The organism is Edaphobacter sp. 12200R-103, from assembly GCF_010093025.1.
Classification (GTDB): Bacteria; Acidobacteriota; Terriglobia; order Terriglobales; family Acidobacteriaceae; genus Edaphobacter.
Genome location: NZ_CP048114.1, coordinates 2,880,903 through 2,894,723 on the forward strand (window position 1 = coordinate 2,880,903; position 13,821 = coordinate 2,894,723).

General features: G+C 57.1%; 15 protein-coding genes. 11 read left to right on the forward strand and 4 right to left on the reverse strand.

Annotated elements, in window-relative coordinates; genetic code table 11:
• The first annotated feature begins 98 nt into the window (after positions 1-98).
• From GWR55_RS11965 to GWR55_RS11975, 3 genes are read left to right on the forward strand one after another with little or no spacing between them, the layout of a single operon-like run.
• Positions 99-779, forward strand: coding sequence for a multiubiquitin domain-containing protein (locus GWR55_RS11965; protein WP_162402465.1), 681 nt, complete (start codon positions 99-101; stop codon positions 777-779).
• On the forward strand, positions 776-1,162 hold the full coding sequence (locus tag GWR55_RS11970) for an E2/UBC family protein (protein ID WP_162402466.1): 387 nt from the start codon (positions 776-778) through the stop codon (positions 1,160-1,162). Before GWR55_RS11965 ends, GWR55_RS11970 begins: the two co-directional genes overlap by 4 nt.
• Entirely contained in the window at positions 1,162-2,481 is a 1,320-nt protein-coding gene (locus GWR55_RS11975; RefSeq protein WP_162402467.1) for a ThiF family adenylyltransferase, read from the forward strand. Before GWR55_RS11970 ends, GWR55_RS11975 begins: the two co-directional genes overlap by 1 nt.
• 62 nt (positions 2,482-2,543) lie before the next feature.
• Here the strand turns inward: GWR55_RS11975 and GWR55_RS11980 are convergent, their stop codons facing one another.
• Positions 2,544-2,960, reverse strand: a complete 417-nt coding sequence (locus tag GWR55_RS11980; RefSeq protein WP_162402468.1) for a hypothetical protein — start codon at positions 2,958-2,960, stop codon at positions 2,544-2,546.
• A 42-nt stretch (positions 2,961-3,002) separates the two neighbouring features.
• On the opposite strand from GWR55_RS11980, the gene GWR55_RS11985 reads away from it, so the two are divergent.
• The 4 genes from GWR55_RS11985 to GWR55_RS12000 all read left to right on the forward strand — a co-directional run bounded on the left by GWR55_RS11985 (position 3,003) and on the right by GWR55_RS12000 (position 6,055).
• Positions 3,003-3,983, forward strand: a complete 981-nt coding sequence (locus tag GWR55_RS11985; protein WP_162402469.1) for a hypothetical protein — start codon at positions 3,003-3,005, stop codon at positions 3,981-3,983.
• Complete coding sequence (locus tag GWR55_RS11990) at positions 3,967-4,491, forward strand: DUF6527 family protein (protein WP_162402470.1); 525 nt, start codon at positions 3,967-3,969, stop codon at positions 4,489-4,491. The genes GWR55_RS11985 and GWR55_RS11990 overlap by 17 nt, the downstream gene beginning before the upstream one ends.
• Before the next feature lie 144 nt (positions 4,492-4,635).
• Positions 4,636-4,974, forward strand: a complete 339-nt coding sequence (locus GWR55_RS11995; protein ID WP_162402471.1) for a hypothetical protein — start codon at positions 4,636-4,638, stop codon at positions 4,972-4,974.
• Positions 4,964-6,055, forward strand: coding sequence for a HigA family addiction module antitoxin (locus tag GWR55_RS12000; RefSeq protein WP_162402472.1), 1,092 nt, complete (start codon positions 4,964-4,966; stop codon positions 6,053-6,055). Before GWR55_RS11995 ends, GWR55_RS12000 begins: the two co-directional genes overlap by 11 nt.
• Before the next feature lie 173 nt (positions 6,056-6,228).
• Here the strand turns inward: GWR55_RS12000 and GWR55_RS12005 are convergent, their stop codons facing one another.
• Both GWR55_RS12005 and GWR55_RS12010 read right to left on the reverse strand, forming a co-directional pair.
• Positions 6,229-8,202, reverse strand: coding sequence for a type IV secretion system DNA-binding domain-containing protein (locus GWR55_RS12005; RefSeq protein ID WP_162402473.1), 1,974 nt, complete (start codon positions 8,200-8,202; stop codon positions 6,229-6,231).
• Positions 8,199-8,621, reverse strand: a complete 423-nt coding sequence (locus GWR55_RS12010) for a hypothetical protein (protein WP_162402474.1) — start codon at positions 8,619-8,621, stop codon at positions 8,199-8,201. The genes GWR55_RS12005 and GWR55_RS12010 overlap by 4 nt, the downstream gene beginning before the upstream one ends.
• Positions 8,622-9,563: 942 nt before the next feature.
• Here GWR55_RS12010 and GWR55_RS12015 point away from each other — a divergent pair.
• From GWR55_RS12015 to GWR55_RS12030, 4 genes are all read left to right on the forward strand, one after another.
• On the forward strand, positions 9,564-10,517 hold the full coding sequence (locus GWR55_RS12015) for a hypothetical protein (RefSeq protein ID WP_162402475.1): 954 nt from the start codon (positions 9,564-9,566) through the stop codon (positions 10,515-10,517).
• 68 nt (positions 10,518-10,585) lie between these two features.
• Positions 10,586-11,884: a DNA (cytosine-5-)-methyltransferase gene (gene dcm / locus GWR55_RS12020; protein ID WP_162402476.1), complete on the forward strand. Its 1,299-nt coding sequence runs from the start codon at positions 10,586-10,588 to the stop codon at positions 11,882-11,884.
• A gap of 6 nt (positions 11,885-11,890) precedes the next feature.
• Positions 11,891-13,120, forward strand: coding sequence for a type II restriction endonuclease (locus GWR55_RS12025; RefSeq protein ID WP_162402477.1), 1,230 nt, complete (start codon positions 11,891-11,893; stop codon positions 13,118-13,120).
• Positions 13,121-13,122: 2 nt separating this feature from the next.
• A complete protein-coding gene (locus tag GWR55_RS12030) occupies positions 13,123-13,539 on the forward strand; it encodes a very short patch repair endonuclease (protein WP_162402478.1) in 417 nt (138 codons plus the stop codon).
• Positions 13,540-13,692: 153 nt separating this feature from the next.
• Here the strand turns inward: GWR55_RS12030 and GWR55_RS19450 are convergent, their stop codons facing one another.
• Positions 13,693-13,821 carry a hypothetical protein gene (locus GWR55_RS19450; protein WP_255490418.1) on the reverse strand — a complete coding sequence of 43 codons (129 nt, stop codon included), beginning with the start codon at positions 13,819-13,821 and terminating at the stop codon, positions 13,693-13,695.

Consider the following 13,821-nt stretch of genomic DNA (forward strand, 5'->3'; position numbering starts at 1 on the left):
TTGGGTTATAGAAATTTGACTTTCAGGGGTCACTCGTCATAACCTTTTGGGGTAGACGGCATGTAGTAGTGCCGATTCGAACGGAAGGGGTGAGTGATATGAGTGAGGCAAAGCGCAATTTCTTGTACTGGATCAATGGCAAACAGGCAACAACGGACGACGGTACTCCCGAGTCAGCAAAGCTGCTGACTGATGCAGGCTTTGAGCCTGCGGACGACTACCTCCTGATCCAGCGCACGCCGCATGGATCACGGGTGATCACCTCGGACGATGTGCTAGATCTCGCTGGGGGCGATGCTGAGTTCTATGCGTTTGAGAGCGGGACGGCGTTTGAGTTCACAGTAAACGAGCACACGGTGTTCTGGGGTGCGGACAAGATTCGTTGCCGCGAGGCCAAGCACCTAGCACATGTCCCGACGGCGGACGACCTAGTGTGGGTACGGGACGAGAGCACAAACGTGGTGCTAGGGGACGAAGACTTTCTGGAACTCAAGGCTGCGGGTGTGGAGCATTTCCGCAGCCACAAGCGTCCGACGGAGCCGGTCGTCTACAAGTACTTCGTCAATGATAAGGAGTACACGACGGAGCTGCCGGAAGTTACTGGGGCGCAGGTTACGGCCCGTATCACCGACTGGAATCCGGCAAACTCGCTGGTCTTGGAGAGTGAAGGCTCGGCCCCGGATGAAGTGGTCCATCCGAACACAGTTGTGGTGTTGAAAGGCCGCACGAACCCGGCGCACTTCACCATCGTTCCCCCTGCGACTTTTGGTGGCCGATGAAGAGCCTCGAAGCTCAGTTCGCGGATATTCGTGCGGCGTTCCCTGGTGCGACCATCACGGCCTATGGCAATGGGACCAGCGTGGTGGTCATTCCGGAGATAGCGCTGCCGGAAGGCTGGTCTCAGGGAGTGACGGGGGTCAGCTTTGCTGTGCCAAACGGATATCCCTACGCAGCGCCTGACTGCTTCTGGGCGGACTCCGCCCTTCGTCTTAAGGGCGGCACGCAGCCTGCGAACACGGGTGCCAACGCCGCGCAGCCAGGTATCCCGCCAACGCAGACATTGTGGTTTTCGTGGCATTTGAACGGAAGTTGGAATCCGTCCACCTGCGATCTTATGACCTATGTGCGTGTGATCCGCAAGCGATTTGAGGCGGTGCGGTGATGGAGATTGTGTTCAGTGAGCCGCTGCATCGGCAGCTTGAGCGCGCGCTTGCGGGGGACGAGGAGCGTGGAGCGGCACTGCTGCTGCAGCATGATCCGATTAGTGACCGCTTCCTGGTGCAGGAGGCGGTGATCGCGGAGGAGGGAGACCGGCTACATGCTACGGCGACGGAGATTACATTTGCGCCGCAGTTTCTGGTCCGGGTCACGCGGCTGGCGCGGTCGAGCGGACGTTCATTGGCGCTGATACATAGCCACCCTTCAGGATGCCTAGAGTTTTCCCGGACAGACGATCGCACGGAGGCGGGTCTCGTGGAATTCTTGCGGGACCGAAATCCGACCGGCTTTAGCTTCTCACTCGTGCTCTGTGACGGGCAAATCCTCGCGCGGCGTGTCGGTGTAGACGAGCGGTTGCCGGTGCGCATCGTTGGATCACGGGTCACGGTGATGCGTGAGCGAGCAGAGAAACCAGATGGCGAGCAATACGACCGTCAGATTCGCGCGTTTGGCGGCGCAGGTCAGAAGATCGTGAGCAGTCTCACGGTGGCGGTGGTCGGTCTTGGCGGCACGGGATCTGTGGCAGCGCAGCAGTTAGCGCATCTGGGCGTGCGGAATTTCGTCTTGATCGACCCCGACGTCATAGAGAAGACCAATCTTAATCGCGTGGTCGGCACTGCGCCAGATTCCGTTGGGCAAGCCAAGATCGACACAGCTGCTGTGCTAATTAAGTCGATTCAACCGGAAGCCTCCGTGCAGCGTATCCAGCGGAGTGTGACGGCGAAAGAGGCCATCGAAGCATTGCGAATGGTCGATTGCGTGTTCATGTGTACTGACTCGCACGTGAGCCGGGCCTTGCTTTCGGAGTTCTCCTACCAGTACCTAGTTCCTGCGTTCGACGTTGGTGTCTCCATCAACGCCCATGAAGGCAAGGTAGAGGCTGTAACTGGGCGTACCCAAATGGTATGCCCGGGGCTGCCGTGCCTATGGTGCAGCCACGTACTGAGTCCCCACCGCATTCGTGAGGAGTTGATGACCGAGCAACAGCGAGCCGCCGATCCCTACTTCAATGAGGGTGGCGAACGGCAACCAGCGGTGATTTCGATCAACAGCACGATGGTTTCGATGGCTGTGACGATGTTTCTTGGCGCGTTCACTGCTATTCCGGTGGAAGCTCGCTGGCAATCGTATGACGCTCTCAGTGGCAAGGTCAGGCCGTTGTCGGCAAAGCCAGACCCGGCGTGCGGTGTATGCGGGAAAGATGGGGTCCTTGGCTATGGGCCGAGCAAGAACCTCAGCTTGGCGGACCTGGAGGGCCGATGAAAGTTGTCGATCACATTCTCTGGTGGGGAACAGGCCCGTCGATCGGTGTACAGGAACGTTTCTCATTGCGCGGCTGGAGGATCGTCGAAAACCAAACCCCAGAAGGGTTGGAGGCGGCGCTCTTGAGCGTGACCAGGCTCGCCATCCTGAACTATCCCATTTCGGATGATCTTGCCGCTGCTGTGTACCATCGGCTGCCTCTCCTCATCATGCACGGCGTATTGGTCTTGGTCGTAGGAGGCGACGTGACCGAGATACGCGGTACGACGCTGCCAGCGGTCGACTCGGATTACCCCTGGGATGAGGGTGTGCGCCTTGTGCCCAGCCTGAAAGGGGTTCACTTCGACACGGTTGTGTGCTGCCATCCGGAACGGCGGTGGCATGGTTTCGACCTGCAGCAGAAGGGGCGTTTCGAAAAATTGGGGCCGGAGGACGAGCTGCTTGTAAAGCGTGCTTTTCAGGAAGCAGAAGAGGTACATCTGCGCATCCTGAGCGGAGGCCTGTCGGGTTCGCGGGTCTTCATGGCGCACGAGAAGCGAACTGGCAAAGACAGCTCGATTGCGCATTGGCGTTCACCACGGCTCGTGAAGCTCGGGGACCGAGCAGAGGTCTCTCGCGAGATCAAGGCGATGGAAGATGTTTCGCCGTTCGTTCCATTTGAATTGCGTCCCAATCTCGAGATTTCTATCGAAGGCTTTCATCGCGCGATCTATGTTGCGGACTTCGTAGAGATGTCTGAATCTCTCTTGGACGCAGCACGAAGTGGCAGAGCGGAAGCGGCCATTTCGAATCTGTTTTACCGCACGTTAGGGCGCTGGCGGGATCGCGGGCGGCAGTGCCCTATGGTCTCCGGCTCCCTAACGGCTGCCGCTGAACGTCTGGAGATGATGCATCCGCAGAAAATAGAGAAGAGCTATCTAGATTCGCTGCGAATGAAGCAAGCAGATTTCGAAGCTGCTTGGGGAAAGTTAGCAACCATCGAGTTCAAATACCGTGCCGCTACGATTCATGGCGATCTTCACGGGGAAAACGTGCGGGTAAGAGGCGACGATGCCATTCTCATCGACCTCGGCGGCGTGCGAGGCGATACGCTTCCGGGACGAGAAGCTCCGCTGTGCTTCGACGTGGCGATGCTGGAGGTTGCACTGGTATTTGCGTATCGCGGCCCACAGGATGGAAAAGACGAGTTCGAGCAGCCGGAATGGAAGGCTGAGATCGAACCATTCTATGAGCTCCATGCCATCTCGAATAGTCCGAGCATCGATGCTCCTCCGAATCCGGAATCATGGCTCTATGGTTGTTTGCAACGAATCCGAGCGTTTGGCATATACGACCAGAGCAGTGCGTATGAGTACCCCATTGCTCTGGTGATTGCACTTTGGCGCTGGTGCAAATTCTCCCCGAGCAAGAGTGACGCAGACAGGGGCAGGCGCGTGGTTGCCCTTGAGCTCGGATATCGCTTGATGGAGGAAATCGTGAGGAAGCATGATGCAGAAGGCTGAGAGGATTCGCGACAGAGGGGTGGTGCAGCACCGCCATGCTGCTAATTGTCTGTTGGAGCGTCCAGGAGACTCCGTGCTTGTCCATCGCGGTGTGCCACGTTCGCTGGTGATGGCCTGTCCGGATGGATGTGGCGACACGCTCACGATTAACCTCGATCCGCGAACAGATAAAGCATGGCGGTTCTACCGCAAGAGAAATCAAGTGTCTGTCTATCCTTCGATATGGCGGGACACAGGTTGTCTCAGTCACTTTATCGTTTGGAACCACCAGATCCTGTGGTGCGGTAATCGTGAGGAAGACGGGGAGGTTGCTCTGGAGGAACCTGAAGCTCTCCGCGAACGGATCCTTGCGCTATGCACTCGGGATTGGCAGCACTATACCGAACTGGCGGAGCGGCTCGATGAGGTGCCGTGGGATGTGAATCGCCTGTGCCGAGAGATGACCTATGCGCCGGGGCTTTTGGTCGAGAGAGAAGGTAAGAGCCGGGGATTTTTTCGGCTAAGGTGAGCACGAAGAGAAACAGACGAACGCTAGTTGGGATGCTTAGAGGCTGGACCAGAACAGATTCCTCCCTCTTGCCTGCTGGCAACTAACTGGTATACAGGATTAGAGATTTTGTTTACCTTTAGGGTCAATGCTACGTGGAGCTTCATGCGCGTTCGTTTTTCTTCTCGATCTCTTGCGGATCTTTGTGGATCAGCTGCTGCCATCGACCGGAAATGGGGATCGGCTCTTGGTATATGCCTGCGCAGACGACTCAAATTGCTGGTCGCAACCCCGACGCTCGACCTGCTTCGTGACTATCCCGGCGTCTTGCCGGTGAAACTGAAGACCGATGCGCGGGACCAGCTTGCGATCGGCGTGCGAAAGGATTGTCGACTTATCGTGGTACCGGATCACAGGCCAGTTCCTCGCCATTCCAACGGAGAACTTGCGGCAAAAGAGATCGATCAAATCATCGTGGTTGAGGTGAGCATTTATGGCGCCTAAAGCCTTTGACTTTACACCCGACTATCTGATCCCACCCGGGGAGCATCTGATCGAGGTACTGGAAGCCAAGGGGATGTCGCAGTCGGAGCTGGCCACCAGGATGGGACGGCCGCAGAAGACGATCAACGAAATCGTCAAAGGTAAGGCCGCGATTACTGCTGAAACCGCCATTCAGCTTGAGCGGGCGCTGGGCGTTTCGGCTAAGCTTTGGAACGCGCTGGAGTCGGCCTATCAGCTCGAGCTTGCGCAGAAAAGGGATTCTGCGCGACTGCGCTCATTGGTGGAATGGGCAAAAAGGATCCCAACTAAAGAGCTCACAAAGCGAGGTGCCTTCGAACCAGCTCAAGATGAGATCGAACTGGTCCGCCGGTGTCTTGATTTCTTTGGCATCGACTCTCCCGATACTCTACTGGCATCGTCTACGGTTGCGGCGTTCCGGAAGTCGCCGGCCTTTGATCCGGACGACCTAGCAATGTGCGCATGGCTGAGGTTGGGCGAGATTGAAGCGGCGCGTCTTTCATGTGCCCCTTTCGATAAGCTTGAATTCAAGAATGCACTAGTCCGTTTACGACTTCTTTCCCGTGAGCCGAATTTGCTTGTGATCAAAGCGAAGATCCAAGAAATATGTGCAGCCGTGGGTGTTGCGGTTTGCTTCATTTCGGAGCTGCAGCGCACTCATGTGTGTGGCGCAGCGCGATGGCTTACGTCGGAGAAGGCTTTGATTCAGCTGAGTTGCCGCTATGAATCAGACGATCAGTTTTGGTTTACGTTCTTTCATGAATGCGCCCACGTACTGCTTCACGGGAAAAAGGAAGGGTTCTTAGAGCGCGAAGGCTCCTTGGATGATGAAGAGGAAGACGAGGCAAACGAGTTTGCTGCGAGTCACTTGATCCCCAGGCAAGCCTTTGTGTCGCTAATGCGCGAGAAGCCAATCTCCAAGGACCGTATAATGGCATTCGCCGAGGAACACGAGATTTCACCCGGAATTGTGCTGGGTCAGTTGCAGAAGCGCAAGCGACTGCCATTTCAAACAACCCTAAACCAGTTGAAGAGATTCAAGTTTGACTTGACCTCTGCGTGAATCTGTCGCAGTTCGTGCCTCCTGCCTAATGAAGCGGGTGCTTGGATGCGGATCGCGCTTGCGGCAGATGTGTGTTCCTCTTGAGCTTCAGGGTGAGACTTCCACGAGAGAATGGAATCTGAGCAGAGTGCAACCGCTTACTTTGGGATAAGTACTAGTAAACGCGTTTAGTGTCATTCGATGCCCTTGCTCTCATCCCAACTGAAGCCCTCACGTTTGGGGGCAGAAGTTTCTTCCAAAGGCAAAATGCTCTGGACGGGCTTCTTGGATTCAGGAGCCTTGGCGGGTGCGGTCTTCACAACCTCAACCTTGCGCGCTCGTGGTTTTTCCATTGCTCGTTCCAGAAACTCCGGCTGACTGCTATTCTTCTTGGCCAGCCGGAACTTTATGGGCACGACATGATTCTCCAGCTTGATAAACCCGGTGAGCGGAGCAAGACCTGCAATCTCGGAAGCCATGATGAGTGGTTTGGTGGCGATCTCCATAGCAAAGCTCTTCTTCGAGCGCAGCAGTCCCATGCTGCGCGATTCCTTCAGCCGCTCGACCTCGATCTCACCGATACTTTCGGAGATCCACTTGGCAGCGCGCGGCTCGGATGTCTTCAAGAAGATTTTCGTCGCGGGCTGGGAGAGCATAGCCTCCGCATCCTGGCCGTACCGTTTCTCCATCTGGCTGCGTCCCTGAATCCCCATGACAACGGGATTACCGTACTTGCGATTTTCGGTCACAGCGGTATGAAGTTGCGGCAACTTGTTGAGGCTGGCCAGCTCATCCAGAACAAACCAGACCGGTTTCACCGCAGGCTCTTCGCAGTAGCCCATCATCCGCAGGATGAATAAATCGAGCCATGCCGAGTGCAGCGGCAGCACCTTCTCGCGGTAGGCGGCAGAAGAGGTCAGGAAGACCCAGCGCTTGCGCTCGGTATACCACTCGGCAGTCGCAAACGTCTTGCGCGTATGCTCCCACTCCGGCAGCAACTCTAGGCTATCGGCGACCATGTTCAGGCTGGAGAGAACGCCCGCACGTTGCGCGGGAGCACCGGGATCGAGCAGAGCAGCAAGCGGAGTTCCTTTGACCGTCGCCTCAATGTATGAAGGGTCGGCCATCATTCGCAGGATGTCTCTGGGCTGTGGCTTGTTCCTCAGCAGATGAGCCAGCACACGGCGCGGCGCATCGGTGAAGAACGCTTTCTCATACTCCTTCTCCGGCAACATCGCGGCAGCGATGGTGGTGGCTGTTTCCGGTCGGTCGATCTCGTCTCCAAGGCCCCAATATGGGCAGCGCTTGTCGAGTGGGTTCAGGATCAGGTCTCCTCTCTTCGGATCGTAGAACTCGCCCAAGAAGTCCATCGCCGGGTCATAGACGATGGCGCTCTCACCCCGGTCCTGAACCTGACGGAGAATCTGCCGGATGGCCGAAGACTTGCCCGATCCGGTATCGCCCATCAGCAGAATATGACTCGATTCCAGCCGCGGGGGGATAGAAAAGCTCGGTCCCGGAATCACCCTGCCGAGCACGCCGTCTCGCTCCATCCGGAACCGGATTCCGTCGTCACCGGAGCGACGGAAGACCTTGAAGGTGGAGACCAGCTCCGGGCCTTTGGTGCGCCGTCCGTGACGCTGCTCCTGCTTCCGGCTGATGCGAAGTTTATGGCCAAACAACAGCCACAGGGTGTACAGGAAAAGCACTGCTGCCGTCAGGTAGAGGATAGGCCGCAGAAAGATCAGCCAAGCACTGTCACCGTCATAGATTGTGTCCTGGAGGTATGTTTTCAACTCTGCTGCGCGAACTTTGCCGGGCGGCAGGATCGTAATTCCGCGCCAGCCCTCCGAGATGGCCTTCGGGCTTAATACAAACCGTTGTTTCGGGTCGGAACTCTTGACTGCATCTTCCGGCAAGAGCGGTTCAGGCTTCCGTTCCGGAGCCGTCTTCTCGGCATAGCGAACGGTGGTCAGCGCGGCAGGATACGGACTCAGTGTGGAGCACGCCGCATAGGTTCCAAGGTAGAAGTTCTGGACGGGGTTTATCGTACAGCCCAGCCAAAGAGTGCCGGGAACGATCAGCAGAAACGGCCCCAGAACGAGGAGCAAAACCAGCCATAGCAGCCACCGGCCCCGGCTGGGAAACCGCATCGCGCCGGTGCTCACTTCGCACCTCCGCCAACCTCTCCAGTTAGGAAATCCGCGAGCAGTTTCCGGGCGTCTGCCAACTTCCGAGCGTTCGCTTGGTCGCGGATTTTCAGCACGGACTCGGCAAGCAAATGCTTGTCTTCGGCGTTCGCCTGGGCCGTCGCATGGAAGAGATTCAGGAGCATGTACCGGAGCGCGGCAACCTCGGAAAGCACCAGCTCGGTCGGATCGGCAGGACGCTCCCGCGCCGCCTTCAGTGCCAGTTCGCGGAGCCATTCCGCGAGCGTTTTGCCGCTCTTCTCGGCAGCCGCTTCGACCTCTCGAAGCTCCTCCGGAGTGAGCCTTGTAGCGATGGTTTTTGTGCGGAAGCCGGGCTTCTCATGCGCGCTTTCCGAAGCGCCGGATGCAGCCGGATTGGTCGTGCGGGATGTGCTCATGAGGAAGCCCGCCTTGCTTCCAAGATGCTCCCAGCGCGAAATCTGCGTCAAGTACAACTCTGAGGCTGATCGCGGCTAATACATTCTGATTCATCGCGTTTACGCATTTTGGCCATTTGCAAGATTCCTTAGAATCCCCGCGTTTATGGCGCGTAAACCGTGTTCCACAAAATGCTGTTTCTAAACACGTTCACCCACGTAAACATAGGTGCACCTCTGCAGTTCCCATCTGGGGGTGACGTGTCATCTTTTTATCCGATGCGAAGCAGCGTTCTTTTTTGTCTTCTATCGTCGCCCCGGATCTCGTGGTCGGGAACACGTTTTTTGGGGGATGCCAGAGCTGAATCCTGGCACGACCGACGCATTGGCGTATCCTGCGGCGGAATTCCCGAGACTAAGTACGGGCCGAAGCGGCTCTAGGCATCAGGATCGTTGTTCGGGGTGAAGGCGTCAAAGGTCTCGACTTTCTCACCGATCTCTGATTACGGGCTGATTGGAAGTGCGGTGATGCCGCTGGTCTGAACTAGGCGGCCGGTTATGCCCATAGCTTTGCGGCAAGGGTCATCGAGCGTCGCAATTTTGTTCGTCGTGTCGGTTATCGTGTTCTGCCTCTTTCGTTTTGAGTGACCCCACGGCGCGGGAGAAAGAAGGCACGTGCCGGCGCGACCGAGCGCAGCTGTCATAGCTTGCTGGGGGGAACCGTGACCGAAGGGCATGGGAGAGCCGAGAAGAGTCATTGACAGCAAGCGGCGGCAGCCAGAGTGCATTCGCCCGCTGTTTCTTGGGTCGCTGAAAAGAGGTGAACATCGCCGACAGGACGAGGCGGAACGATCAGGCCTGCCCGCCATATCAACATATCCGGTCTGTTACTCTGGCGCAGGCAGATATTCGACCGGGGCAAGTCATTCAAACGACGGTCCTAACTTGCGCGACAGGATATAGATGGCGACACTTTCACTCGATGCGATGAGAACGTACCTTTCGAGGAGCATCACGAATCTCAATCAGAACAAACTCAGGGGACTGCTGGCCGAAGTTGATTTGCGCTCGTATCTCGCGGAGCAGGGATTCGGAAATCGTATATCCAGAGGCGGCTGGATCGTGCGAACGAAAGGCCCGGCGATATTCGGCCAATCAACCGTCGCGTTGTTTCCCGAGATTCCCGATCCCGCCACAGATTACGGGGGGGACCGGTCAATGCCTTATCCGGACCAGGGGCTGCACACGATATGCGCAACCTTCCACCAGAGCGGCATTTCGAGTTATTTCTGTGCGGCTACGGTTGCTGAGACTGACAACCCGGCTTCGCTGAACTGGAATGCTATCCAGCTGGGTGTGCCTGTGCCACAGCCATACGCTCCCCTGTCAGAGCGTCTTGCCGGAAGTGGCTTCGTTCTTCGTGGCCGCACCTACAATTTTCTGAGGTACACGGCCGACGCCGGCACAATCCCTGAGATTGCCGTGCCGGAAGAATTCGCGAAGGAACATCTCCGTATCACGTTCAACACCGATTACATGGCGGAAATCTCTGACATAGACGGGCTGTTCTGGGGCAATCAGCACACATACCCGATTGAGATAAAGGAGAAGTCACCCGCCGATTCCGACGACATGGGACTTTATTTCGGGCTCGATATCGGGCCCTTCGTAAAGCTCGCCTATTACGCGGCGAAGCGGGGCAATCTCCATTCGTTTTACGTCGTTCGGGAAATCGACAATGCTACGGATCGGAATCTCGTGCGCTGGTCCTACATTACGTTTGACCGCCTCGCCCAGTTCGCGTCCTGGGGTTCCCGCGCCGGCGGGACGAATATGCAGGGCGGAGCCAGCTCCGTCGTCCGCATTCCCCGGTCCGAATTCACCGAACTGACGGCGGCGACGCTCGCGCGGCTTTAGAGGGTTTACGGGGCAAAATGCGTTTCCCTGGACATTCGGGACTAATTTAGGACAAAATGTCCTCTGACATGCCCAGCGAATCTTTATCCAATCTCACCTCCGAACCCCTGGCACTTCTGGCCCAGGTACGACAGCGCATGACACAGCGCGAGATCGGGAAACGACTTCAGGTTGACCCCAAAACGGTGGGACGCTGGGAACGGCGTGAAACGGATTGCCCGAAATATGTCCAAGCGGCACTTCGGGAGATGCTTCCCATGCGTGGCCGACCTGAGGCTCCGGGCAATTTCACGTTCATAGATTTGTTCGCCGGCATCGGCGGAATGCGGAAGGGGTTCGAAAGCGCTGGCGGACACTGCATTTTCACAAGCGAATGGAACGAGTGGTCGAAGAAAACCTACCGCGAGAATTTCCCGAATGACGAGCATGACATCGATGGCGACATTACGAAGGTCGATGCGGCCGACATTCCGGATCATGACGTTCTTCTGGCAGGCTTTCCCTGCCAACCATTCTCCATTGCCGGCGTAAGCAAGAAGAATGCGCTCGGCCGGCCGCACGGATTCGAATGCACGACGCAGGGAACGCTTTTCTTCGATGTGGCCCGCATCATTGCCGAAAAGAGACCAAAGGCATTTCTGCTTGAGAACGTAAAAAACCTGGTGAGCCATGACGGCGGCAACACGTTCCGTGTCATAAAGGAAACGCTCTCCAGGGAGCTGGGTTACCACGTTCAGGCGAAAGTGATCGACGGCCAGAGTTTCACGCCGCAACATCGTGAACGCATTCTGATTGTGGGCTTCCGCGAAGCGACAGGTTTCAGCTTCGATGATTTCCGGAAGCCGGAGAAGGGGCCTGTCCTGGGTTCGATCCTTCACCCCGAAGACGGCTCCGAAGCAGAGGAAACGCCTTTCACGACCGGCCCGCTTGCGAAGGTACATGCCAAATATGTGCTGACTGAGAAACTGTGGGAATATCTGCAGAATTACGCAGCGAAGCACAAAGCGGCCGGAAACGGTTTCGGCTTCGGTCTGGTCACGCCCGACATGACCACGAGAACGCTGAGCGCCCGCTATTACAAGGACGGCTCCGAAATTCTCGTCAGTCGCGGCGGCAGGAAGCGCCCGCGCCGCCTTACTCCCAGAGAATGTGCCCGCCTCATGGGCTTCGATGCCCCGGGCATTGTAGACAAAGATAGGTTTATCATTCCCGTCTCGGACACACAGGCCTACAAGCAGTTTGGAAACAGCGTCGTTGTGCCAGTGATCAGAGAAGTCGCGCGGCTCATGGCTCCGCATATCCGTATCCTGCAGCAGTACGAAGAAACGGGCATCCTGGAGTTGCCGCTGTTCGCCGATGCGGGCTAGGAGCGTATGAAGGCTGGTTATCTTTCAGAGTTTTTTACCGGCGTTGCCATGAAGACGCTCAGCGCCGTGGAAGCGGACCCAAGCCGCAGCCACCAGCATGAGTTCAATGGCGCTAATCCGCTGATGAAAGTCTTCGGAGAAGCGACCGAAAAACAGCGATATGAGGCTCTATACATTTACCTGAGCGACGGCGACGATGAACCCGTTGTCGCTAAGGGAAACCTGACTTGGTACGACGCGCGGCTGAACCATGCGACGCGCACTGAACACCGCCTCTACTTTCCGACCAATCAGGTTTCGATGGTGGCCGCTGAAGGTGATCTGCTCGTCGTCGCGCGACGACCGGACAATTCAGTCCTCGTCGTGATCGCACAGGGCGGCTCGACGATTGCCAGCCAGGTTCAATGGCTGTTCGGCGTCCAGGTTGAACATAAAGGCTTCTCCGTTCGTGAGGAGCTGGAAACAGAGCAGGACCGAATTCATTTTGCGTCGGCCTTTATCCTCGAACAGCTCGGCATCGAGCCTGACAATCCAGTCGCAGCCGAAAATTACCTCGATACGATGCTGGCGAAATTCGACGGTAAACTGCCGGCGACGAACCTCTTCTCGGCCTATGCCCGCGAAACAGTTCCGGAGCTTGATCCTGTGGCCGACCCTGACGGCGCACTGCTCGGATGGATGGAACGGGAGGAGATCCTTTTCCGCACGATGGAAAAACATCTCCTGGGTGATCGGCTGCAGAAGGGCTTTGCCGATGATGTTGACGGCTTCCTTGCTTTCTCCCTTGCTGTCCAGAACCGGCGCAAAAGCCGTTCCGGTCACGCACTCGAAAATCATCTGCAGGTGATCTTCAACGCCAACAAAGTTCGTTACGAACGTGGCGTGGCGACTGAAGGAAAGGCCAAACCGGACTTCCTGTTCCCAGGATCGAAGGAATACAGGGACGCGGCTTATGACGCTGCGCTCCTCACGATGCTTGGAGCCAAAACCACCTGCAAGGATCGCTGGCGACAGGTTCTCGCGGAAGCCAAGCGTATCGAACACAAACACCTGCTGACGCTCGAAGCGGCGATCAGCACTCACCAAACGGACCAGATGCAGGAACACAGGCTGCAGCTGGTTATCCCGCGCGGGCTGCACGAGACGTTTACGCCGGCGCAGCGACAGTCGCTGCTCACCGTATCGGACTTTACTGCAATGGTCAAAGAACGAGAAGGCCGCTCCGGGGTGGCCTGATCGTGGCGGATGTTCACAGCCCGGAACAGCGCAGCCGGAACATGGCTGCGATAAAGGGCAGGAATACAAAGCCCGAAATGCGGGTTCGCTCGATCCTTCATGCCCTCGGATACCGATACCGCCTTCACCGAAAAGACCTGCCGGGAAAACCCGATATTGTTATGGCAAAACGCCGCACCGTTATTTTCGTGCATGGCTGCTTCTGGCACTGTCACGACTGCCGATGGGGCAGCGTCATTCCGAAGACGCGGGCTGAATTCTGGAGCGAAAAGCGCGGCGGAAACGTCACGCGCGACGAAAAGCACAGGGCGGCTCTCGAAGCGGCCGGCTGGCGCGTCCTCACTATCTGGGAATGTCAGTCGAAATCAGAACCAGAGCTGCAGGCGCTCCTGATTTCCCTGCTCGGTGCTTCGCAGTGAACAGGTAACTGGCAGCGCCGGACGATCTATTCCACGCAGACGCCATCGGCGGCCCAGATGCGGCCGCTGTAGGATATTCGCCCGACAAGGTTGTTCTGGAATCGTAAATGTCGCCGCATCGCGCTTTCATTTCCGACGCACCGAATAAGTATTCTAGCGGTATGCGGAAAATGCTTTCGACGCCTCGTCGGCGAACCTGACCGCAACATTGAGAGTGGGTACTCCGGCAGCCGCCAGGTGGATGTGGTGATCGCCTTTGAATTCTGCGACGGCGTTTCGCAT